This window comes from Burkholderia ambifaria AMMD, from assembly GCF_000203915.1.
Classification (GTDB): Bacteria; Pseudomonadota; Gammaproteobacteria; order Burkholderiales; family Burkholderiaceae; genus Burkholderia; species Burkholderia ambifaria.
Map to the genome: position 1 here is coordinate 2,010,855 of NC_008391.1, position 19,419 is coordinate 2,030,273.

The window sequence follows — 19,419 nt, forward strand, 5'->3', positions numbered from 1 at the left end:
GGAAACCGACATGGCAAAGGACAACGCTAATCCGACGCTCGAATCGATGCTGGAGTTTCAGAAGGTCTATCTGCGTGCGATCGCGCTTTCATGGCGGGACCCGGCATTCAAGCGCGAACTGCTGGACAAGCCGCTGGATACACTCGCGAAATACTTCGGCTACCAGTGTCCGTGGATCCTCGACATCGAGATCGAGAAGACGCACGGCGATCATGGCTGGACGAGCGACGGGAAAGGCGGCGGGAGCTGGAACCTGCCGCGCAACGTGATGACGGTCGGCATACCGGAGCAACCGACGAATCTTGACGAGGAGGCCGTTGCGCTCGCGGCGTACTGCGACGCGGGGCCGTGTTACCTGTTCACCTGCTGCTGATCCGGCGCGGCCGAGCCGCGTACCCCACGCGCGGCCCCGGGGCGGTTGCCCGGGCCGCGCGACGTTTTTCCGACCCGCCGCACGGAACCAGACGATGCTCGATGACCTTTCGCGCGTGTTGCGCTTCAAGCCGCATTTGCTCGTGCTCGATGCGGGGCCCGAGACCCTGTTCGTCGTCGACGAGTTCAAGCGCACGATGCTGTCCGGTGCGATCTTCGTGCGGATCGCCGCGTGCCTGCGGGCGCGCATGACGACCGCCGAGATCGTGACGACGCTTGCCGGCACGTTCGGCGAATGGGACGTGCTCGCGCGGCTCGACCACCTGGTGCGCCGCGGCTACGTGCGCGCCGATCCGCCGCACGACGACGATGCCGCGCGCGGCTTCTTCGAGCGCGCCGGGCTCGACGGTGACGCGGCTTGCGCGCGCGTCGTTCAACTGCGCGTCGCGGTCGAGGCGTTCGGTGCCGACGATGCGGCGCTCCGGCGCGCGCTCGACACGGCCGGCATCGATGTCGTGCCGGACGCCGAACTGACCGTCGCGATCGCCGATACGCACGATCGCGACGATCTCGCCGCGTGCGCCGAGCGCGTGGCGGCGCGCGGCGGGGCATTGCTCCTTGTGGCGGCCGGTGGCGTGCAGACGCTGATCGGGCCGTTGCTGGCCGGCGGCGGCGCGCTGGCCGATGCGCCGTGCATCGAATGCGTGCGCTACTGGATTCGCATCAACCGGCCGGTCGAGACACTGCTTGCGCGCCATCACGGCAGCGCGGCAACGCGTCTGCCGCCGGCCGCGTCGCGTGCCGGCGCCGCTGCCGCCGCGGCGTTCGTGGCGGCGACGGTCGAGCAGATCGCGGTCAACCGCACGATAGCGGAACGTTCGCAAACGCATATCGTGGCGCAGCGCATCGATACGTTGACCGTCGAACGGCACCGCGTGATCAGGCGTCCGCAATGCCCGTGCTGCGGCAAACCCGCATGGATGCGCGAGCAGGCGGCGCGTGCGCCGCGGCTCGCCGATCATGCGCCGTTGACGCGCGCCGACGGCGGCTACCGTACCGCCGACCCGCAACAGGTGTTCGAGCGTTATGCCCATCTGATCTCGCCGGTCAGTGGCGCGATCGCGTATCTGCACCCGATGCCGAAGCGGCACGCGGGCCTGCGCAAGGTCTATGCGTCGGGCTTTCTCGTGTGCCCGGCCGCCGTACCGGGCAGCAACCGGTTCGACAGGATTTGCTCCGGCAAGGGCCGCACCGACGAGCAAGCCCGCGTGAGCGCGCTATGCGAAGCGCTCGAACGATTCAGCAGCGTGTATCAGGGCGACGAGGCGAGGCTGACCGGCAGCATGGAAAGCCTGCTCGCCGATCAGGCTTGCGACGCCGAGCCCATCCACGTGAATGAGCTTCAGCAGTTCAGCGAACGGCAATTCGCGGCGCGCGACGCGATCAACGCATTGACCCGCGATGTCCGCAAGCAGGTGCCGCCGCGCTTCACGTCGCGCGACGTGATCGACTGGACGCCTGCATGGTCGCTCGTGAGCGGCCGGCGCCGCCTCGTGCCGCTGAGTTACTGCTATGCGGAAACGCCGGACAGTGCACAGGCGCCGGCCGCGTGCGTGCACAACCCCAACGGCTGCGCGGCGGGTTCGAGCATCGACGAGGCGATTCTGCAAGGCATGCTCGAGTTGATCGAGCGCGATGCGGTCGCGATCTGGTGGTACAACCGGCTTGCACGCCCCGGCATCGATCTCGCGAGCTTCGATGATTCGTATTTCGATGCGCTCGTGCGCGAATACGCGACGCTCGGGTGGCGTTTGTGGGCGCTCGACATCACCACCGATCTCGAGGTGCCGACCGTGGCCGCGCTCGCGGAAAATCCGCAAGACGGGCGCTTCTCGATCGGTTTCGGCTGCCATCCGGACGGTCGGATCGCGGTGCAGCGGGCACTGACCGAAGTCAACCAGTTGCTCGATGTCGCCGCGGATGCGCCGCATCCGTGGGACCGCGACAAGCTCCCGGCAACCGGATTTTTGTATCCGGCGGCCGGCGCGCGTGCAACGACGCGTTCGACTTGGGAACCGGTCGAGGCCGCGTCGCTACCGGCAGCGCTCGCGCATTGCATCGGGCGCATCGCGGCGGCCGGCATGGACGTGCTCGTCGTCGACAAGACGCGGCCCGACATCGGCTTGTCCGTGGTGCAGGTCATCGCGCCGGGGCTGTGTCATTTCTGGCCGCGGTTCGGCGCGCGACGGTTGTATTCGGTGCCGGTCGAACGCGGTTGGCGTGCGCAGCCGTGCGACGAGATGGAGCTGAATCCGGCGCTGCTGTTTCTGTGACATGACCGCGGGCGCGTCGGCGTCGGCGGCGGCGGAACGCGCCGGGCGGACCGATTCGGCCCGCCCGGTGCCGCCGGGCACCGCGTGCGGATCATGCCCCGGCCATGTCGAGGTGCCCGTTCGGCATTACTGGCTGATGATGGTGAGGTACGCATCCCAGGTGACGTAGCCCTTCAGTTGCGCGTGCCGGTCGTAAATGGCGGCGACGAACGCATACGTTTCGTTGTTGCCGGGGCAGAGCACGGTCGCTTTCGCGTAGTAGTCCGCGCGTGCTTCCTCGTTCACGGTGTTGTTATCGGGCCAGCCCCGCGCCGGATAGGGCTCCGTGCTGTTGTCGGTGAGGTACGAAACGTAGCCGAGCAGATTGGCGGTCTTCGGAACGAAGTTATACAAGAAGCACTTGTATTCGGCCGTGCCGGTCAGCGACACGGTACGCCAGCGGATCACGTCGTCGACCTGGGCCTTGATCCGCAGATTGCTGCCGCCTTCGCCCTCGTTCTGTCCCGACGTCGTGCCCTGGCCGAAGCCGTACGCCGCATTCGCCAGCGTGGTGATCATGTACACGGTATCGGGATTGTTGCCGAGCGACGTTGGCTGGTCCGGATGCTGGCTGAGCGAGTTGTTGTTGCTCTTCAGGATCTCGTCGACATCGAACGCGATCAGCACATCGACGATTTTGAAGGTATCCAAGATCTTGGGCATGGCAGTTCCTTTCACGCTTTCTCGTTGAAAAACACTCTGCTGAGTGACGACGCCCGTGGCATCTGCATCTCTCCCATCCTGCGAAGCGGCGCTTGCGGAGAAGGCGGCGCGCGGAAGAGTATCGACAGCGTACGAAGGATCGATCCGCGAATCGATTACACACGCTTACAGCACGCGTGCAGGTGAATCCTGCATCCGGTGCGCGGATGTCCCGGCGTCGCGGGAACCCGTGTCCTGCAGAGGGCGGATATGTCGATGCTTCGTACTCCGGGATCTGCCGATGTCGATCGACACGCTGAGCGATTTCGCCGGCTGGGCGGACAAGCTCGAAAGCCGGCAGATTCCGACCGGCTGCTTCATGGGGCGCCCGACGGTCAACTACACCGTCGCAGTGCCGCGATACGGGACATGAGGGGAGCAGAGGCGCGGTAGTCGCCGTCGAGCGAGATGAAAGCCGCGACCCGAACCGGCGCGGCGCCTTCGTCGTCGGGCAATCCGGATTCGCGCAACATTGGGCTCGTGGAGGCCGCGAAAAGCCTTGCAGCAGGACGCTGCGATCCGCCCGACACGTCAGCGCAATCGCACCATACGGATTACATCACTCGCTCGAAGCACTCCGACACGCATCCCGATACACCCCGGGACTACACCCGAACCTCGCCTTGAACGCCCGCCCGAAATGCGTGATGTCCGAAAACCCGCACGCGATCGCGAGTTCCAGCAGCGTGCGATTGGTATCGGCCGGATCTTCCAGCGCGCGCCGGCTCGCTTGCAGCCGATACTCCTGGATCAGGCTCTGCGGTGTCCGCTCGGATGCGGCCAGCGCGCTATACAGCGTGCGCCGCGACACGTTCAGCGCGCTCGCCAGCTTGTCCGGCGACAAGTCGGGATCGCTGTAGTGATGCGACAGGTAGATTTCCGCGTTCATGCGCAGCGCAGCGCTGCGCGCATCCGTGCCGGTCAGCGAATCGCTCGCCTCGCGTCGAATCACCGAATCGAGCAGCATCAGCGTCGACTGCTCGAAACCGAACAGGCTTTCCGGATCGTTCGGCACCTGCCCGTCCATCAGGTAATGGATCGATTGAAGGGCCAATTGCGCATTGCCGACGGTCCGGCGCACCTGCACGCCCGCACGCTCGACGAACCAGCGCCACATCGTGCCGCTTCTCGGCGGCGTCAGCGCGGCGACGAAGCGCGACGCGTTCGTCGATTCGATCATGTACGGCTGCGTCGCATCGTAGATCACCCATTCGCCCGGATTGACGGTCGACGTCGCGTTGCGCTGCGTTACGCGGCTTTGTCCGGCGATCTGGAACAGGATCTTGTAGCAATCGCTGTCCGCGCGCGACGCGAGCGAGCGGTCGCGATCGACGCGGATCGCGGTGGTGTCGACCTCCGCCATCCGCAGGCCGCCCACCGTCGCGACCCGCACCGACATCCGGAACTGCGGGCCGGTGTCGTGAAAGACCAGCGGCAGGAAGCTGTCCGCGATCAGGTCGCGCAGATTCGTGCTGCTGTTGCTGGCGTCGACGACGAGTGCGTGTGCCATTGCCGGAAGAGGGTGAGGGCCGGGGAACGCGTCAAGGTTAATGCAAACGGCCCGGACGCGCGTTGAGACGCCGCCATTGTCGGCAGCGCTGCCACGCGGCGTCAATCGTGGTTTCTCCACGTTCTCCCCGGCCGCCGCCGCGCGACGCCATCGATCTGCACGCTGAAGCCAAAAGTGTGCACGCAACGCCGAACGGCGCCGGCGGCGCATCCATAGAATCGGAAAGCGGTCGGCAAGCTGTCCTGTCGAATCGCACGGGCTGGCTCGCGCCATGAAAAACAACCACCGATTTCAAGGAGATGCCGCCGAAGGCCGGGCGACAGACGCATGCGGCGGCAGCGCGCGCCGGTGAACGTCGCGCGCACGACAGCGGGCGCATACCAGGATGTCCGATAGAACTTTCGATTACATCGTCATTGGGGCCGGCTCGGCGGGCTGCACGATCGCGACCCATCTCGTCGAGCGCGGTCTGGGCACCGTGCTGCTGCTGGAAGCGGGCGGCCACGACAAGGATCTGTTCATCCACATGCCGGGCGGGCTGGCGAAGGCGATTCCGCGCTACACGTGGCCGTATGCGGCCGAGCCGTCGGACGACGTGAAGGGCCGCTCGATCGCGGTGCCGCAGGGGCGCGTGCTCGGAGGCTCCAGCTCGGTCAACGGAATGCTGTACGTGCGCGGGCACCGCAACGACTACGACCGCTGGGAGACCGAGTTCGGCTGCAAGGGCTGGGGCGCGGACGACATGCTGCGCTACTTCGCGAAGGCCGAGAACAACGAATCGCTGACGGCGCCCTATCACGGCAACAACGGGCATCTGCAGGTCACCGAGATCCGCTATCGCCATCCGCTGTCGCAGGCGTTCGTGCGGGCGGGCCAGCAGATGGGGCTCGACTACCTGGTCGACTACAACGGCGAGCGGCAGCAGGGCGTCGGGTTCTATCAGGCGACGATCTTCAACGGCGAGCGCGGCTCCACGGCGGCGACCTACCTGAGCGCGATCCGCAACCGTCCGGAACTCAGCCTCGAAGTCGATGCGCTGGTCGAGCGCGTGGAAATCGAAGGCGGCCGCGCGACCGGCGTCACGTATCGGCAGGGCAACCGTCGCGTGACGGCGCGCGCGCGGGCCGAAATCATCGTGTCGGCCGGCGCGATCGGCTCGCCGAAGATCCTGCAGTTGTCCGGCATCGGGCCGCGAAAGGTGCTCGAGGATGCCGGCGTGCAAGTCAGGCACGTGCTGCCGGTGGGCGAGAACTTCCACGATCACATGCACATGTCGGTCAATGCGACGATCCGCACGCCGGTGTCGCTCTACGGTCAGGACAAGGGATGGCGCGCGCTGAAGCACGGCATCCAGTGGAAGTGGTTCCGCTCGGGCATCCTGACGTCGCCGGTGCTCGAAGGGTTCGCGTTCGTCGATACCTGCGGGCAGGGGCAGCCGGACGTCCAGTTCCACTTCCTGCCGACGATCGACTCGTTCGACGATCCGATCGGCGTGACGGCGGGGCGCACGCACGGCATCACGATCAAGACCGGCCATCTGCAACCGTATTCGCGCGGCCGCGTGACGATCCGATCGTCGAACCCGCAGGAGCTGCCGCGCATCGACGGCCGCTATCTGGCCGACCGCCGCGACGTCGACGGCCAGATCCGGGCGGCGAAGCTCGCGCTGAAAATCCTGCGCCAGCCGGCGCTCGCGGAGCATGTCGACGAGATCTTCTCGCCGGACTGCCCGCCCGACGACGACGCGGCGATCGAGGACTGGGTGCGCGGCGCGGCGAAGACGGTCTATCACCCTGTCGGCACCTGTCGGATGGGCACGGATGCGGCGTCGTCCGTCGTCGATCCGCAACTGCGCGTGCACGGTATCGCGGGGCTGCGCGTGGCCGACAGCTCGACGATGCCGAGCATCCCGAGCGGCAACACGAACGCGCCGACCATCGCACTCGCCGAAAAGGCGTCGGACCTGATCGCCAACGCGGCCTGATCGGGCCTTTCACACTCAATGGGATTTCCGGAGGAATACAGATGGCACTGGTTCGGATGCTGGACGAAGTCAGGGCGTTTCTCGCGCGCGAACACGGTCATTACATCGACGGCCGCGCGGTAGCCGGCCGCGGCGAACGGATCGACGTGCGCGATCCGGCCACGCGCGCGGTGATCGGCTCGGTCGCGCAGGCGACCGACGACGACGTCGAAGCCGCGCTCGCGTCGTCGCATCGCGCGTTTCGCGGCGAGTGGGCCAACCTGACGCCGGCCGATCGCGAGCGGATCCTGCTGCGCTTCGCGGACCTGATCGAAGCCCATGGCGAAGAGATCGCGCAGATCGAGACCGCGCAGTCGGGCAAGCTGATCGGGCTGTCGCGCGTGATCGAGGTCGGCTGGTCTGCGCGCTGGCTGCGCTATTACGCGGGCTGGGCCACGAAGATCGCGGGCGAAACGCTCGCCCCGTCGTTTCCCAGCATGAACGGCGAGCGCTACACGTCGTTTACGCTGCGCGAACCGCTGGGCGTCGTGTTCGGGATCATTCCGTGGAATTTCCCGGTGATGATCCCCGTGTGGAAATTCGGCGCGGCGCTCGCGACCGGCAACACGGTGCTCATCAAGTCGTCGGAGTTCACGCCGCTCACGATGCTGCGCATCGCCGAGCTGGCGACCGAAGCCGGCTTGCCCGCCGGCACGCTGAACGTGATCAACGGCACCGGCCAGGTCGGCGCGAAGGTGATCGGCGATCCGCGCGTGGCGAAGGTGTCGTTCACGGGTTCGGTGCCGACCGGTCGCATCATCGGCGAGCAAGCCGTCAACGCAAACTTCACGCGCTTCACGCTCGAGCTGGGCGGCAAGAACGCGGCGGCATTCCTGGCCGATACACCGGTCGACAAGATTCTCGATGGCATCGTCGAAGCGGGGTTCCTGCATAGCGGGCAAGTGTGCGCGTCGGCCGAACGCTTCTTCGTGCATCGTTCGAAGTTCGACGAGGTGGTCGAAAAGATGAAGGCGCGCTTGGACGGCTTCCAGCCGGCCGATCCGATGGACGACGCGGGGATGATCGGCCCTGTCTGCAACGAACCGCAGTTCCGCAAGTGCGTCGACGCGTTCGACGTTGCGCGCGCGGAAGGCGACACGATCGTCACCGGCGGCGGCGCGTACGCGCGCGACGGCTTCTACGTGAAGCCGACGATCGTGCTGCCGCGTTCGCTGGAATCGGCTTCGTACCGCAAGGAGATTTTCGGGCCGGTCGGCGCGTTCGTGCCGTTCGACGACGAGGAAGAGCTGATCGCGATGATGAACGACACGCCGTTCGGGCTGACCGCGAGCCTGTGGACGAACGATCTGTCGAAGGCGCTGCGCTACGTGCCGCGCATCGAAGCCGGCACCGTGTGGGTGAACATGCATACGCTGGTCGACCCGGCCGTTCCGTTCGGCGGCGCGAAGGGGTCCGGCATCGGCCGCGAATATGGTTCGTCGTTCATCGATGCCTATACCGAGCCGAAAGCGGTGACCATTCGCTTCTGACGAAGCCGCCTCTCGCGCAACCCGCCCGGGCAGAACCGGGCGGGCGTTTCAGTCACAAGCGGCTGCCGCTCAGAACCGCGTACTGAACCCGATCCGCGCGACCGACTGCAGCGCGCCGCTCGACGCGCCGTTCGCGTCCATCACGCCGTTGATCTGCGCGTGGCTGCCGCGGCTCGCGCGCTGATGCACGCCCGCGACGTACACCATCGTGCGTTTCGACAGCCAGTACTGGACGGCGGCCAGGAGCTGGTGCGCATGCGCGTTATCGAGCGTATCGTTGCCCTTCATGTACGTGTAGCTCGCCCCGATCACCCAGACCGGCGACGGATGCCAAGCGGCGCCGGTCTCTGCAGACCACGCGCCCGCACCATTCCACGCGTTGTGCACGGTCGTGAACAGTGCCTTCGCCGTGACCGTGCCGAGCATGTAGTGCGCGCCCGCGCTCCAGTTGCGCACGGTGGTGGCCGGCCGCCCGTCCGCCGCGCCGTACTTCTGGTTCGTATAGGCCGCGCCCGCGCCGAACGGGCCGTTGTCGTAGCTCGCACCGACGCTGACCGTGTTGTTCGCGCCGACCGACCCCGCGACGTTCCCGAAGCCGTACAGCGCGCCGAAGGTCAGGCCCGAGATCGACGCGCTCGTGTACTTGACCGAATTCGCGACGCGATTGCTGCCCGCGACGCGGTCCCAGTCGAATGCGCCGGTCGGGTTGTTCGACAGCGCGAGCTTGTCGAACGGCCCGTTGCGAAAGCCGTACAGCCCGACGAGATCCTGCGCGATCTCGTTGCCGCTCGCGGCCAGCGAATCGACCATGAACTCGTACTGGTTGCCGAGCGTCAGCGTGCCGTAGCGGTCGTTCTGCAGCCCGACATAGGCCGTGCGCGCGAACAACCCGCCGCCGATCATCGAGCCGTTCGCGAGCGAGAATTGATTGACGAGCCGGAAGATCGCGCGCGTGCCGGCGCCGAGATCCTCCTTGCCTTCGAAGCCGAGCAGGTTCGGGAAGAAGATGTTGTCGTCGAATTTCGCGTTGCCGTGACCGCCTTCGTTGCTGACATAGCTGATGCCGGCATCCAGCAGCCCGAACATCGTCACGCTGCTCTGCGCGAAGGCCGCGGCGGGGATCGTGCAGGCCGCGAGGGCCAGCAGGGTCTTTTTCGTCATCTCCAAATGCTCCTCACATGTTTCCGGTCTTGCCGGAATATTTTTGATGGGACTACTGATTGATATGAAGGTAGTGAATCGTTCGGCTGCCGATTCGGTCGTGCTGGGAACGGGAACGCGATCGATCGGAATCGGAACCGGATCGGAGCTGGATCGCGCACGCGGGCACCGGCGCGTGGCGCATGCGCCGATGCCCGCGTGCGTGGGGCCGCTATACCGTCGAATACCCGCCGTCCACCGGCACGATCGCGCCGGTGACGAAAGACGCGCCGGGCGAGCACAGGAACAGGATCACTTCCGCCACCTCGTCGGCCGTGCCCCAGCGCGCGAGCGGCGTGCGCTCGAGAATCCGCCGCGACGCGTGCGTGTCGGCCATCAGCCCGCTGCTGAGCGGCGTGTCGATCCAGCCGGGCGCCACTGCATTCACGCGGATGCCGCGCTCGGCCCACGCCTGCGCGAGCGAGCGCGTGAGCTGCGCGATGCCGCCCTTGCTCGCGCTGTAGGCCGGGCGGTCCTTGCTGCCGAAGTACGTGTACATCGACGCGACATTGACGATGCTGCCGCCGCTCGCCGACAGCGCCGGCAGGCGGCGTCGGATGCCCGCATCACCGACGTCAGGTTCACGTTCAGCACGAGCTCGAACTGGTCCAGCCTGTACTCGTCGGCGTGCCGGCTGATGCCGACGCCGTTGACGAGCGCGTCGACGCGCGGCAGCGCGCGGATCCTGCGCGTCAACGCTTCGCCATCGGTCACGTCGAGTTCCACGCAGCGGATCCCGGGATGCACCGGCGCATGCGGGCCGGCGGCCTCGAGCCCGAGCGCGACGACCGACGCGCCCGCTTCCGCGAAACGCCACGCGGTGCGCGCGCCGATGCCCGACGTGCCGCCCGTCACGACGACGGTCTTGCCGTCAAACGACCAGGGTCGGCTCATGCTCGATGCTCCCGACGGTGTGAGGACGGCGCGCATGACGGCGCGGCGGCGCAACCAGGATCTTGATCTGCGCGCGATCGGCGAGCAGCGCGTCGAAGCCGTCGGCGACGGCATCGTCGAGCGCGACCGTGCGCGTGACGATCGACGTGAGATCGAGCGCGCCCGACCCGATCAGCCGCAGCAGGTCTTCGTACACGTGCCGGTAGCCGACGCTCGCCGTGAAGGTCAGCTCGTCGTTGACCGCGCGGAACGCATCGAAACCCGCATGCGGCATCAGGCCGACCATCACGAGGCGGCCGCCCTTGCGCAGCCCCTGCATCGCGGCCTCGAACGTGGCCGGCAGGCCGGCCGCCTCGAAGCTCACGTCGACGCCGAGCCCGCCCGCCGCCTCGCGAATCGCGTCGCGCAGCACCGGCGCGTCGAGCGAGCGCGCGTCGAACGCGTGCGTCGCGCCGAAGCGCGCGGCCGCGGCGAGCCGCTCCGGCGACACGTCGACCGCGACGATGGTCGTCGCGCCCTGCAGCTTCGCGAGCATGATCAGCAGCAGGCCAATCGGCCCGAGGCCGAACACCGCGCAGGTGTCGCCGAGCCGCAGCTCGCCGCGCCGCAGCGCATGCAGCGCGACGGCCGCCGGTTCCATCACCGCGGCCTGTTCGAGACTGATGTCGTCAGGGAGCCGATGCAGCATGTAGGCCGGCACGACCGCGAAGTCGGCCATCCCGCCATCGCCCATCAGGCCGGCGAAGCCCATCGATACGCACAGGTTGTACGAGCCCGAGCGGCAGTACGCGCACTGGTGGCAGTGATACTCGGGCTCGACCGCGACGCGGTCGCCCGGGGTCAGCGTCGTCACGCCCGCGCCGACTTCGACGACGGTGCCGCAGAACTCGTGACCGAGCGTGAGCGGTGCGGTGCGGCCGGACAGCGGATGCGGCGTGTCGACCGGAATCGCGTGCGGGCCGTCCGCATATTCGTGCAGGTCGCTGCCGCAGATGCCGCAATACGCGACCGCGATGCGGACCTCGCCGGGCCCCGCGCGTGGCGTGTCGAGATCGACCACGCGGAGGTCGCGTGGGCCGTGCCATTGAAGTGCACGCATGTCAGCGTCCTCCGAGGTTCTGGGTATCGAGACGGGTGGTGGCGCCGGCGAGCGCGCGCTTGCGCAGCACGGCGGGCGCGGTTTCGACGAGGCCGAACGACAGCACGCACGCGAGAATCGCGCCCGCGGCCGACGTCCACATCGCGAACTGCAGGCCGTACCTGTCGGCCGTGAAGCCCGCGACGGTCGGCGCGATGAAGCCGCCGATCAACTCGCCCGCGCCCATGATCAGGCCGAGCGCGCCGGCGATCGCGCGGGGCGGCACGGTTTCGGCCGGGATCGTCGCCATGAACAGCGTGAAGCAGCCGAGGCCTGTGTACGTGGCGAACACGAGTGCGCCGAGCGCCCAGACCGAGCCGACATGGATCATCACGACCGGGCACACGGCCGCGACCAGCGCGAACGCGATCATCGTCGGCTTGCGGCCGATGCGGTCGGAGATCGCCGGCACCGCGAAGCCCCAGAACACCCATGCGGCGCCGAGGCAGGTCATCACGATGCCCATGTCGGCCGGCGACAGATGGCGGCTTTCCACGAGGAAGACCGGCGCGAACGAGATGATCACGACGAACCACGTGAGGAAGAAGCAGCTGATCAGCACGCAGAGCAGGATGTTGCGTTCCTTCAACAGCGCCCAGCGGTTGATCGCCGCGCCGCTCGCGGCCGGCGCGCCGGCGCCGACGGCCTGTGCATGCCGTACGCCGCCGGGCGGCACTTCACGCACCCAGCGCCAGATGCAGAACGCGATCAGGAAGCCCGGAATGCACGAGACGTAGAACGCCTCGCGCCAGCCGTAGGCGGTCGCGATGCCGATCACGACCGGCGGGCCGATCATCGCGCCGAGCAGGCCGGCGGCCGAGCCCTGCAGCAGACCCATGTTCAGTCCGCGGCGGCTCGGCGTCGAGCTCTCGATCATCAGCGATTGCGACAGCGGCAGCACGGGCCCTTCGGCGATGCCCATCAGCGCGCGGAACGCGATCAGGCTCGCGAAGCCGCCGACGAGCCCCGACAGCGCCGAGCACACGGAGAAGCCGAGCACCGCGGCGATCAGCAGCGGCTTGCGCGTGCCGCGCGCATCGGACCATGCGCCGGTCGCGGCACCCGACAGCGCCCACGTGAGCGCGAGCGCGGACGACACCATGCCGAGCTGCGTATTCGACAGATGCAGCTCGGCCGACATGAACGGGAACAGGAACGACAGCGCGAGGCGGTCGAAGAACACGAAGCCGAACGTCATGAACAGGATCAGCAGCAGCCTGTTCTCATACGTCCATGCCGGTCTGGAGGAGGGGTGGGATGTCATGAGCGGCCTCGTCGCGCGTCAGCGAAACAGCTTCTCGATCGCTTGCGCGCCGAGGCCGACCTTCTCGTAATGGGCCTTGCACATCGCGATGTACGAATGCACGTCGAAGTAGCCGTCGGGGTTGCCTTCGTCGTCGAGCCAGATCAGCGGGCCCTTGACGATGAAGAACGCGCGCATCGGCTCCGGATGATCGAACGCGACGAGCGTATGGCCTTCGCCGGGCGTTTCATACACGAAATCGCCGCGCGTCGCGGTCCATTCGTGCTCCAGGTATCCCCACTTGCCCGACAGCGTGTACGCGAACACCTCGTGCGGGTGATAGTGGCGGTTCACGAGCCCGGCTTCCTTCGCCATCAGGATGTCGCACCACTTGTTCTGCGACGGCGAGATCCATAGCGGCCGCGATGAAACCGTTTCGGTGAACGGAACGTAAAGGCGCTCGTCGTCGCTGGCCGCGTTCGGGATGTAAGCTTCCGGCAGCGCATCGGGCTTGAACGGATTGGCAATCGGCGCGATGTTTTGCCAGAATTCGGATACGGCTTTGTCGACCACGGTGTGTCTCCTTGTCGTTGGATGTCGTGGGGTCGACTTTAGCCAGCCGGTGCGCGGCGCTCTTGACTGGGCTGGACGAATTGCTTGATCGGGCCGGACATCGCGCCGCACCGCACTGCATCAATACCCATACGCACCATCCCCCAATCCGTGCCGCTCCGCACGACAGGCGATTCCAGGAGGCGACGTGACGAATTCGACCGTTCTTTCATGCACGCGAGGCTCGACGGCCGACGTGCCGGCGCGCGACCGGATGGCGTACTGGGATGCGTTCAACGCCGCGACGCTGGTCGGCCTGCGCTGCTCGTCGCTGTCGCCGGCGGGGCTCGAGGTCGAGAAAACCGATCTCGCGCTGCCGGGGCTCGGCGTCGCCGACATCAGCGGCCGCGATCACGTGATCGAGCGCAGCCCCGCGCTGGTGCGTCAGCTGCCGAAGGAGTCGCTGTTCGCGTGCCCGATCCTGAGCGGTCGCGCGTATTTCATCCAGCGCGACCGGTGCCTGCTCGCGGAAGCCGGCGACGTCGTCGTGTACGACACGCGCGTGCCCTATCTGTTCGGATTCCTGACGCCGATGCGGCAGCTGCTGGTGGACATTCCGATCACCACGTTCGACGACCGCTTCGACGCGGAGCTGGCGGCGCTGCCGCTGCGGATCGCGCCGAAACCGGGCGCGGGCGCGATGCTCGGCGCGACGCTGCGCGCGAGCGTCGAGCGGTTCATGCGGGATCCGGTCGAAGAGGACGCCGCGCGCTTCGTCGAACATACGCGCACGCTGGTCGCGGAGCTCATCGACGCGGAAGTGAACGGCGCGGGCGCATCGCGCGCGTCGCTGTCGTACCTGCTGACCGCGAAGCAATACATCGCGACGCATCTCGGCGACCCGGAGCTCGGGCCGCAGGCGGTCGCCGATGCGGTCGGGCTGTCGTTGCGGCACCTGAGCCGGCTTTTTGCTGGCGAAGGAGACTCGATCACGCAGCACATCTGGTCCGAGCGGCTGTCGCATGCGCATCGCGAACTGGTCGATGCGCGCCTGCGCAAGACGAGCATCGGCGAGATCGCGTTTCGCTGGGGGTTCTCCAGCCAGGCGCACTTCAGCCGCGCGATTCGCGAACGCTACGGTGCGTCGCCGATGGCGCTGCGCAGCGCCTGTTGAAACAGCGGAACCGGTGTTGAAGCGGCGCGTGGTTCATGCGCCGTTTTCGTTTTCGTTGTGGTTTCGTTGTGGCGGAGGGGCGTCAGTGTGTTCGTGTTGCCGGTTGCTGGTTGCCTGTTGCCCGACACGATGCGCGGCAGGCCGACGGATCGCAGATCCGCCGTCCGCCGAACCGTTGAACCGTTGAACCGTTGAACCGTTGAACCGTTGAACCGTTGAACCGCGAACCCGCGGTCCCAAGCCGTCCCCCCGGCCCCGGCTCTCACACCGCGCTGGCCTCGTCGATCTTGCGAATATCTTCGTCATCGAGCTTCACGCGGATCGCTTCGCCGAGCAGCGCGAGCTGCGACAGCGACGTCGCGCTCGCGATCGGCGCGGTGATCGTCGGCCGCGCGATCTGCCACGCGAGTGCGATCGCGGCCGGTTGCGTGCCGTGCTTCGCCGACACGTCGTCGAGCGCCGCGAGAATGCGCAGGCCGCGCGCATCGAGATAGCCGGCGACGCGATCGCCGCGCACGCTCTTCTTCAGGTCGGCCTCGCTGCGGTACTTGCCCGACAGGAAGCCGCTCGCGAGTGCGTAGTAGTTGACGACGCCGAGTTTCAGGTCGCGCACGACCGGTTCGAGATCGTGCTCGTATTCGGCACGGTCGATCAGGTTGTATTCCGGCTGGATCACCTGGTAAGCCGGCAGGCCGTCGCGCTTGCTGATGTCGGCGGCTTCGCGCAGGCGCGCGCCGCTGTAGTTCGACGCGCCGATGATGCGCACCTTGCCCGCGTCGATCAGCGTCTGGTAGGCGGCGAGCGTTTCCTCGAGCGGGGCCGTGTCGGCGAGATCGCGGTGCGAGAAATACAGGTCGATGTAGTCGGTCTGCAGGCGGCGCAGCGAATCGTCGGCGGCCTTCAGGATGTTGTCCTTCGACAGGCCCGCGCGCGCCTCGAGCAGGCCGACCTTGGTCGCGATCACGACCTGGTCGCGCTTGCCGGAGCGCTTGAGCCACTTGCCGATGATCGTTTCGGATTCGCCGCCGCTGTTGCCGGGCGCCCAGGCCGAATAGACGTCGGCCGTGTCGATGAAGTTGATGCCGGTGTCGGCGAGCGCGTCGAGCAGCGCAAACGATGCGTTCTCGTCGACGGTCCAGCCGAAGACGTTGCCGCCGAAGGCGAGCGGGGAAACCTGGATGTCCGACGTGCCGAGGGTGCGTAGTGCCATGTTGCTCTCCTGATGCTGCGGGGTGAACGGGATTGAACGGCGGGACCGGTCGAGTTGAATGCGACGGGATGGCGGAGGGGCGACGCGCTTTCGCCGTTGTCGCGGGATGCTCGAATATTCTCGCGCATCGACCGGGATCGTGCAGCGATCACGCGGCCGCGGTGACGGAGGACTTGCGGCGGATGACGGACGAATCGTCCGCTATGTGCACCATCCGTGCGACTGCGTTCGATCGGGAACCGAATTTTGCCGTGGTTGGGCGCGGCAGCGGACGGTCGAGAGGCGGGTGGAAACCGGCGTTCTGTGACGCAGCATCGGAGCGGAACGAAACACGGGCGGCTAGTGGCCGCCCGCGATCGGTCAATCATCAAGCGTCACCGCAACTGCACCGCCGCGAGAAACAGCACCATGCTGCCGATCGCGCCATCCAGCACGCGCCACGCAACGGCCTTGCGGAACCACGGCGCGAGCAGTCGCGCCCCGTATCCGAGCCCGAGGAACCACACGACGCTGACCGCCATCGCGCCGATCGCGAATGCGAGGCGCGCGCCTTCCGGCTCGCGCGCACCGGCCGTGCCAATCAGCAGGAACGTATCGAGATACACGTGCGGGTTGAGCCACGTGAACGCGAGCGTCATCAGCACGATCGCGACCGTGCTCTGCGGCGGCGGCGCGACGGCGTCGCCGCGCACGTCGAGCGTTTCGTGTCCAGGCTTGAACGCCCGGCGCAGCGCGTTGAAGCCGAACCATGCGAGATACGCGAGGCCGACGTACAGCACCACGTGGACGAAGGTCGGATAACGTTCGACGAGCACCGACGCGCCGCCGACGCCCGCGCCGATCAGGATCATGTCGGACAGCGCGCACAGCAGCACGATCTTGCCGACATGCGAGCGCATGATGCCTTGCCGGAGCACGAATGCATTCTGCGCGCCGATGGTGACGATGAGCGACCCGCACAGGGCGGCGCCGTGGGAAAAAGCGATCCAGTTCATGATGGGGAAAGGTGAAGCCGTAGACGGGGGAATCAGTTGGCGCTAGTCTGCGGTCAGCCGCAACATAAGAGAAGCTAATTCACCTAATGCTGATTAAGGAAATCTAATGCTCGACTACGCGTTGCTCGACGCCCTGGCCGCGGTGATCCGGCACGGTTCATTCGAACGGGCGGCCAAGGAGCTGAACGTCACGCCGTCGGCGGTATCGCAGCGCGTGAAGCTCCTGGAGGAGCGCGTCGGCAGCGTGCTCGTCAAGCGCGGGCAGCCGTGCGTCGCGACGACGTCCGGCGCGCTTCTATGCCGGCATACGGAACGCGTGCAGTTGCTCGAGGCCGAACTGGGCGGCCGGATGCCCGCGTTGCCGGGCCAGATCGCGAGCGCGTGGCCGACATTGCGCGTGGCCGTCAACGACGACAGCGTCGCGACCTGGTTCATCGACGCGGTCGGGCCCTTCTGTACCGAGCGCGAGACCTTGCTCGACCTCGTGATCGACGACCAGGACCATACAGCCGCGCGCATTCGCGACGGCAGCGTGCAGGGCGCGGTGACCGCGCAGGCCGAGCCGATCCAGGGATGCCGGTCGACGCGGCTCGGGCGCATCCGCTATCGCGCGGTGTGTTCGCCGGCGTTTTACGACCGCTATTTCGGCGCCGGCATCACGCGCGATGCGCTGCGCCGCGCGCCGTGCGTGATGTTCAATCCGAAGGACGGCCTGCAGGCGCGCTTCATCCGGCGCGTGACGCGTGCGGATCTCGATCCGCCGCAACACTGGATCCCGCATGTCGCGGGCTATCTGCGCGCATGCGAAACGGGGCTCGGATGGGGAATGTGCCCGGACCGGATGGTCGATCGCCAGTTGGCGGCGGGCGAACTGGTCGACATGTCGCGCGGGCGGACCGTCGATATCGAGCTGTACTGGCAGAGCTGGCGCCTGTCGATCGGCTGGCTCGACGACTTCAGCGCGGCGCTCAAGACGCGTGCCGCGCTGTTTCTCGACTGATCGTAGCGGGAGGAGGTGAGAGAGCCGCGAGAAGCGGGCGGCGGCGCGCAGGTCGCGCGCCGCGCGGGGTCAGAGGTGATGGAGGCCGTCGAAATCGACGATCTGCACGAGGCGGCCCTGCATTTCGATCAGGCCGCGCTTCTGGAACTTCGACAGCGTGCGGCTGACCGTTTCGAGAGTCATGCCGAGATAGCTGCCGATGTCTTCGCGCGTCATCCGCAGGTTGAATTCCGACGGCGAATAGCCGCGCTTCAGGTAGCGTGCCGACACGTCGAGCAGGAACGCGGCGACGCGCTCTTCTGCGTTCAGCGAACCGAGCAGCATGGTTTGCGACGTCTCGCGCACGATCTGCTCGCTCATCAGCTTGTGCATGCGCAGCTGCATCGTGCCGGCCTCCGAGCAGAGCGACTTGAGCGCGCTGTACGGAATCACGCAGACCGAGCTGTCTTCCAGCGCGACCGCGGTGCGCGGGTGGGTATCGTCGCAGATGCCGTCGAGGCCGAGCGCTTCGCCCGCGAGGTGCAGGCCGGTGACCTGTTCGCGGCCGTCGTGGCGCGTGGCGACGGTTTTCAGCGAACCCGAGCGCACGGCGTACAGGTTGTCGAACGTGTCGCCTTCGCGGAACAGCGCTTCGCCGCGCTTGACCGGACGCGCCGCGCAGATGACCGACTCGAGGCGGCTGAGCGCTTCGGGTGCGAGGCCCTGCGGCATGCACAGATGCCGCATGGCGCACGACGAGCAGTGCGGGGCCTGGCGGGGAGCCGGCCGGCTGCCTGCATGGAACGGGGCCGCGGGGCGTGTGGCGACGGGCGTCAGCATAATCGTTTACTCCGGCGTTGAATCGACGAAATCATTGTCCCACCGCAAGTTGCCGCTGTCGGGTGACAAAACGTCGCGACCGCGCGCGCATGCCGCAGGCATCGTAGCGGCATGCACGGTGCACGTGCGCGCTGCGTACGCTGCCGCTCAGAGATCCTGATCGGCGTCGGTATGCGCGGCGGCCGGGATCAGCAACACGGGCAGCGTCGCGTGCCGCACGCACTGTTCGGCGATGCTGCCGAGCACGAGGCGACGGAACCCGCGGCGGCCGTGCGTGCCGAGCACCAGGAGATCGGCGCCGAACGCTTTCGCCCCATCGAGGATCAGCGTCGACACGTCGTTGATCGACGACGCCTCGCTCATCACCGTCGCGCCCTTCACGCCGGCCGCCTGCATCAGCTTCGTGAAATCCGCCGCGAGCGCATTGCCTTGCGCGACGAGCTGGTCGCGCAGCACGGACGGGTCGTAGCCCGGCACGTTGTAGTAGATCGCGGCGTTCTCGACGACGTAGAACGGTTGCAGTTCGGCACCGTGCTCCTTCGCGAGCGCGAGCGCGGCATCGAACGCGTGGCGGGACGTGTCGCTGCCGTCGATGGCAACCAGAATGCGCTTGTACATAGTGTCTCCGAGTGGCGGGTTGGACGAAAGTCGGCCGAACGGCCGAGTGGGCCCTGCGTTGCTGCGAGGCAGAGTAAACCAACGGCTGGGACTCTGCAGCGACGTGC

At 67.1% G+C, this 19,419-nt stretch carries 17 protein-coding genes and 1 pseudogene; 7 read left to right on the forward strand and 11 right to left on the reverse strand.

Going from position 1 to position 19,419, the window contains the following annotated elements; translation table 11 throughout:
- The first annotated feature begins 10 nt into the window (after window positions 1–10).
- Window positions 11–373, forward strand: a complete 363-nt coding sequence (locus tag BAMB_RS24960; RefSeq protein ID WP_011659927.1) for a BMA_0021/BMA_0022 family TOMM bacteriocin — start codon at window positions 11–13, stop codon at window positions 371–373.
- Window positions 374–467: 94 nt separating this feature from the next.
- Window positions 468–2,705, forward strand: a complete 2,238-nt coding sequence (locus BAMB_RS24965) for a TOMM precursor leader peptide-binding protein (protein WP_011659928.1) — start codon at window positions 468–470, stop codon at window positions 2,703–2,705.
- 126 nt (window positions 2,706–2,831) lie between these two features.
- On the opposite strand, the gene BAMB_RS24970 is transcribed toward BAMB_RS24965, so the two are convergent.
- Entirely contained in the window at window positions 2,832–3,407 is a 576-nt protein-coding gene (locus BAMB_RS24970) for an AidA/PixA family protein (protein WP_011659929.1), read from the reverse strand.
- Window positions 3,408–3,687: 280 nt separating this feature from the next.
- Here BAMB_RS24970 and BAMB_RS24975 point away from each other — a divergent pair, with 280 nt between their 5' ends.
- Window positions 3,688–3,819 carry a betaine-aldehyde dehydrogenase gene (locus BAMB_RS24975; protein WP_011659930.1) on the forward strand — a complete coding sequence of 44 codons (132 nt, stop codon included), beginning with the start codon at window positions 3,688–3,690 and terminating at the stop codon, window positions 3,817–3,819.
- Between the two features lie 186 nt (window positions 3,820–4,005).
- Here the strand turns inward: BAMB_RS24975 and BAMB_RS24980 are convergent, their stop codons facing one another.
- Complete coding sequence (locus BAMB_RS24980; RefSeq protein WP_011659931.1) at window positions 4,006–4,956, reverse strand: helix-turn-helix domain-containing protein; 951 nt, start codon at window positions 4,954–4,956, stop codon at window positions 4,006–4,008.
- Between the two features lie 385 nt (window positions 4,957–5,341).
- Between BAMB_RS24980 and BAMB_RS24985 the strand changes: the two genes are divergently transcribed.
- The gene (locus BAMB_RS24985; RefSeq protein WP_011659933.1) at window positions 5,342–6,940 is read left to right on the forward strand and encodes a GMC family oxidoreductase; all 1,599 of its coding nucleotides are present in this window, start codon (window positions 5,342–5,344) and stop codon (window positions 6,938–6,940) included.
- A 41-nt stretch (window positions 6,941–6,981) separates the two neighbouring features.
- Entirely contained in the window at window positions 6,982–8,469 is a 1,488-nt protein-coding gene (locus tag BAMB_RS24990) for an NAD-dependent phenylacetaldehyde dehydrogenase (protein ID WP_011659934.1), read from the forward strand.
- Window positions 8,470–8,538: 69 nt separating this feature from the next.
- Here BAMB_RS24990 and BAMB_RS24995 read toward each other — a convergent pair whose 3' ends face one another.
- The 5 genes and pseudogenes from BAMB_RS24995 to BAMB_RS25015 form a co-directional block, all read right to left on the reverse strand.
- On the reverse strand, window positions 8,539–9,630 hold the full coding sequence (locus BAMB_RS24995; RefSeq protein WP_011659935.1) for a porin: 1,092 nt from the start codon (window positions 9,628–9,630) through the stop codon (window positions 8,539–8,541).
- Between the two features lie 211 nt (window positions 9,631–9,841).
- Window positions 9,842–10,563: pseudogene (locus tag BAMB_RS25000) on the reverse strand (SDR family NAD(P)-dependent oxidoreductase).
- A complete protein-coding gene (locus BAMB_RS25005; protein WP_011659937.1) occupies window positions 10,541–11,662 on the reverse strand; it encodes a 2,3-butanediol dehydrogenase in 1,122 nt (373 codons plus the stop codon). Before BAMB_RS25005 ends, BAMB_RS25000 begins: the two are co-directional and overlap by 23 nt.
- A 1-nt stretch (window position 11,663) precedes the next feature.
- Complete coding sequence (locus BAMB_RS25010; protein ID WP_011659938.1) at window positions 11,664–12,965, reverse strand: MFS transporter; 1,302 nt, start codon at window positions 12,963–12,965, stop codon at window positions 11,664–11,666.
- An 18-nt stretch (window positions 12,966–12,983) separates the two neighbouring features.
- The gene (locus BAMB_RS25015) at window positions 12,984–13,517 is read right to left on the reverse strand and encodes a 2,4'-dihydroxyacetophenone dioxygenase family protein (RefSeq protein WP_011659939.1); all 534 of its coding nucleotides are present in this window, start codon (window positions 13,515–13,517) and stop codon (window positions 12,984–12,986) included.
- 187 nt (window positions 13,518–13,704) lie between these two features.
- Here BAMB_RS25015 and BAMB_RS25020 point away from each other — a divergent pair, with 187 nt between their 5' ends.
- Window positions 13,705–14,670, forward strand: a complete 966-nt coding sequence (locus tag BAMB_RS25020; protein ID WP_011659940.1) for a helix-turn-helix domain-containing protein — start codon at window positions 13,705–13,707, stop codon at window positions 14,668–14,670.
- Between the two features lie 262 nt (window positions 14,671–14,932).
- Here the strand turns inward: BAMB_RS25020 and BAMB_RS25025 are convergent, their stop codons facing one another.
- Window positions 14,933–15,880, reverse strand: a complete 948-nt coding sequence (locus tag BAMB_RS25025; protein WP_011659941.1) for an aldo/keto reductase — start codon at window positions 15,878–15,880, stop codon at window positions 14,933–14,935.
- Window positions 15,881–16,254: 374 nt separating this feature from the next.
- Window positions 16,255–16,875 carry a LysE/ArgO family amino acid transporter gene (locus BAMB_RS25030; RefSeq protein ID WP_011659942.1) on the reverse strand — a complete coding sequence of 207 codons (621 nt, stop codon included), beginning with the start codon at window positions 16,873–16,875 and terminating at the stop codon, window positions 16,255–16,257.
- 106 nt (window positions 16,876–16,981) lie between these two features.
- On the opposite strand from BAMB_RS25030, the gene BAMB_RS25035 reads away from it, so the two are divergent.
- Window positions 16,982–17,875, forward strand: a complete 894-nt coding sequence (locus tag BAMB_RS25035) for a LysR family transcriptional regulator ArgP (protein ID WP_011659943.1) — start codon at window positions 16,982–16,984, stop codon at window positions 17,873–17,875.
- Window positions 17,876–17,944: 69 nt separating this feature from the next.
- On the opposite strand, the gene fnr is transcribed toward BAMB_RS25035, so the two are convergent.
- On the reverse strand, window positions 17,945–18,694 hold the full coding sequence (gene fnr, locus BAMB_RS25040; RefSeq protein ID WP_011659944.1) for a fumarate/nitrate reduction transcriptional regulator Fnr: 750 nt from the start codon (window positions 18,692–18,694) through the stop codon (window positions 17,945–17,947).
- Window positions 18,695–18,841: 147 nt separating this feature from the next.
- Window positions 18,842–19,312 carry a universal stress protein gene (locus tag BAMB_RS25045; RefSeq protein WP_011659945.1) on the reverse strand — a complete coding sequence of 157 codons (471 nt, stop codon included), beginning with the start codon at window positions 19,310–19,312 and terminating at the stop codon, window positions 18,842–18,844.
- Window positions 19,313–19,419 lie beyond the last annotated feature (107 nt).

What these genes read in the sequence shown, in the direction of transcription:
- BAMB_RS24975 (WP_011659930.1), top strand. Translation starts at nt 3,688, where the DNA reads ATGTCGATCGACACGCTGAGCGATTTCGCCGGCTGGGCGGACAAGCTC.
- BAMB_RS25045 (WP_011659945.1), bottom strand. Translation starts at nt 19,312, where the DNA reads ATGTACAAGCGCATTCTGGTTGCCATCGACGGCAGCGACACGTCCCGC.
- BAMB_RS24985 (WP_011659933.1), top strand. Translation starts at nt 5,342, where the DNA reads ATGTCCGATAGAACTTTCGATTACATCGTCATTGGGGCCGGCTCGGCG.
- BAMB_RS24960 (WP_011659927.1), top strand. Translation starts at nt 11, where the DNA reads ATGGCAAAGGACAACGCTAATCCGACGCTCGAATCGATGCTGGAGTTT.
- BAMB_RS25005 (WP_011659937.1), bottom strand. Translation starts at nt 11,662, where the DNA reads ATGCGTGCACTTCAATGGCACGGCCCACGCGACCTCCGCGTGGTCGAT.
- BAMB_RS25010 (WP_011659938.1), bottom strand. Translation starts at nt 12,965, where the DNA reads ATGACATCCCACCCCTCCTCCAGACCGGCATGGACGTATGAGAACAGG.
- fnr (WP_011659944.1), bottom strand. Translation starts at nt 18,694, where the DNA reads ATGCTGACGCCCGTCGCCACACGCCCCGCGGCCCCGTTCCATGCAGGC.
- BAMB_RS24970 (WP_011659929.1), bottom strand. Translation starts at nt 3,407, where the DNA reads ATGCCCAAGATCTTGGATACCTTCAAAATCGTCGATGTGCTGATCGCG.
- BAMB_RS25030 (WP_011659942.1), bottom strand. Translation starts at nt 16,875, where the DNA reads ATGAACTGGATCGCTTTTTCCCACGGCGCCGCCCTGTGCGGGTCGCTC.
- BAMB_RS24965 (WP_011659928.1), top strand. Translation starts at nt 468, where the DNA reads ATGCTCGATGACCTTTCGCGCGTGTTGCGCTTCAAGCCGCATTTGCTC.
- BAMB_RS24980 (WP_011659931.1), bottom strand. Translation starts at nt 4,956, where the DNA reads ATGGCACACGCACTCGTCGTCGACGCCAGCAACAGCAGCACGAATCTG.
- BAMB_RS25035 (WP_011659943.1), top strand. Translation starts at nt 16,982, where the DNA reads ATGCTCGACTACGCGTTGCTCGACGCCCTGGCCGCGGTGATCCGGCAC.
- BAMB_RS25025 (WP_011659941.1), bottom strand. Translation starts at nt 15,880, where the DNA reads ATGGCACTACGCACCCTCGGCACGTCGGACATCCAGGTTTCCCCGCTC.
- BAMB_RS24990 (WP_011659934.1), top strand. Translation starts at nt 6,982, where the DNA reads ATGGCACTGGTTCGGATGCTGGACGAAGTCAGGGCGTTTCTCGCGCGC.
- BAMB_RS24995 (WP_011659935.1), bottom strand. Translation starts at nt 9,630, where the DNA reads ATGACGAAAAAGACCCTGCTGGCCCTCGCGGCCTGCACGATCCCCGCC.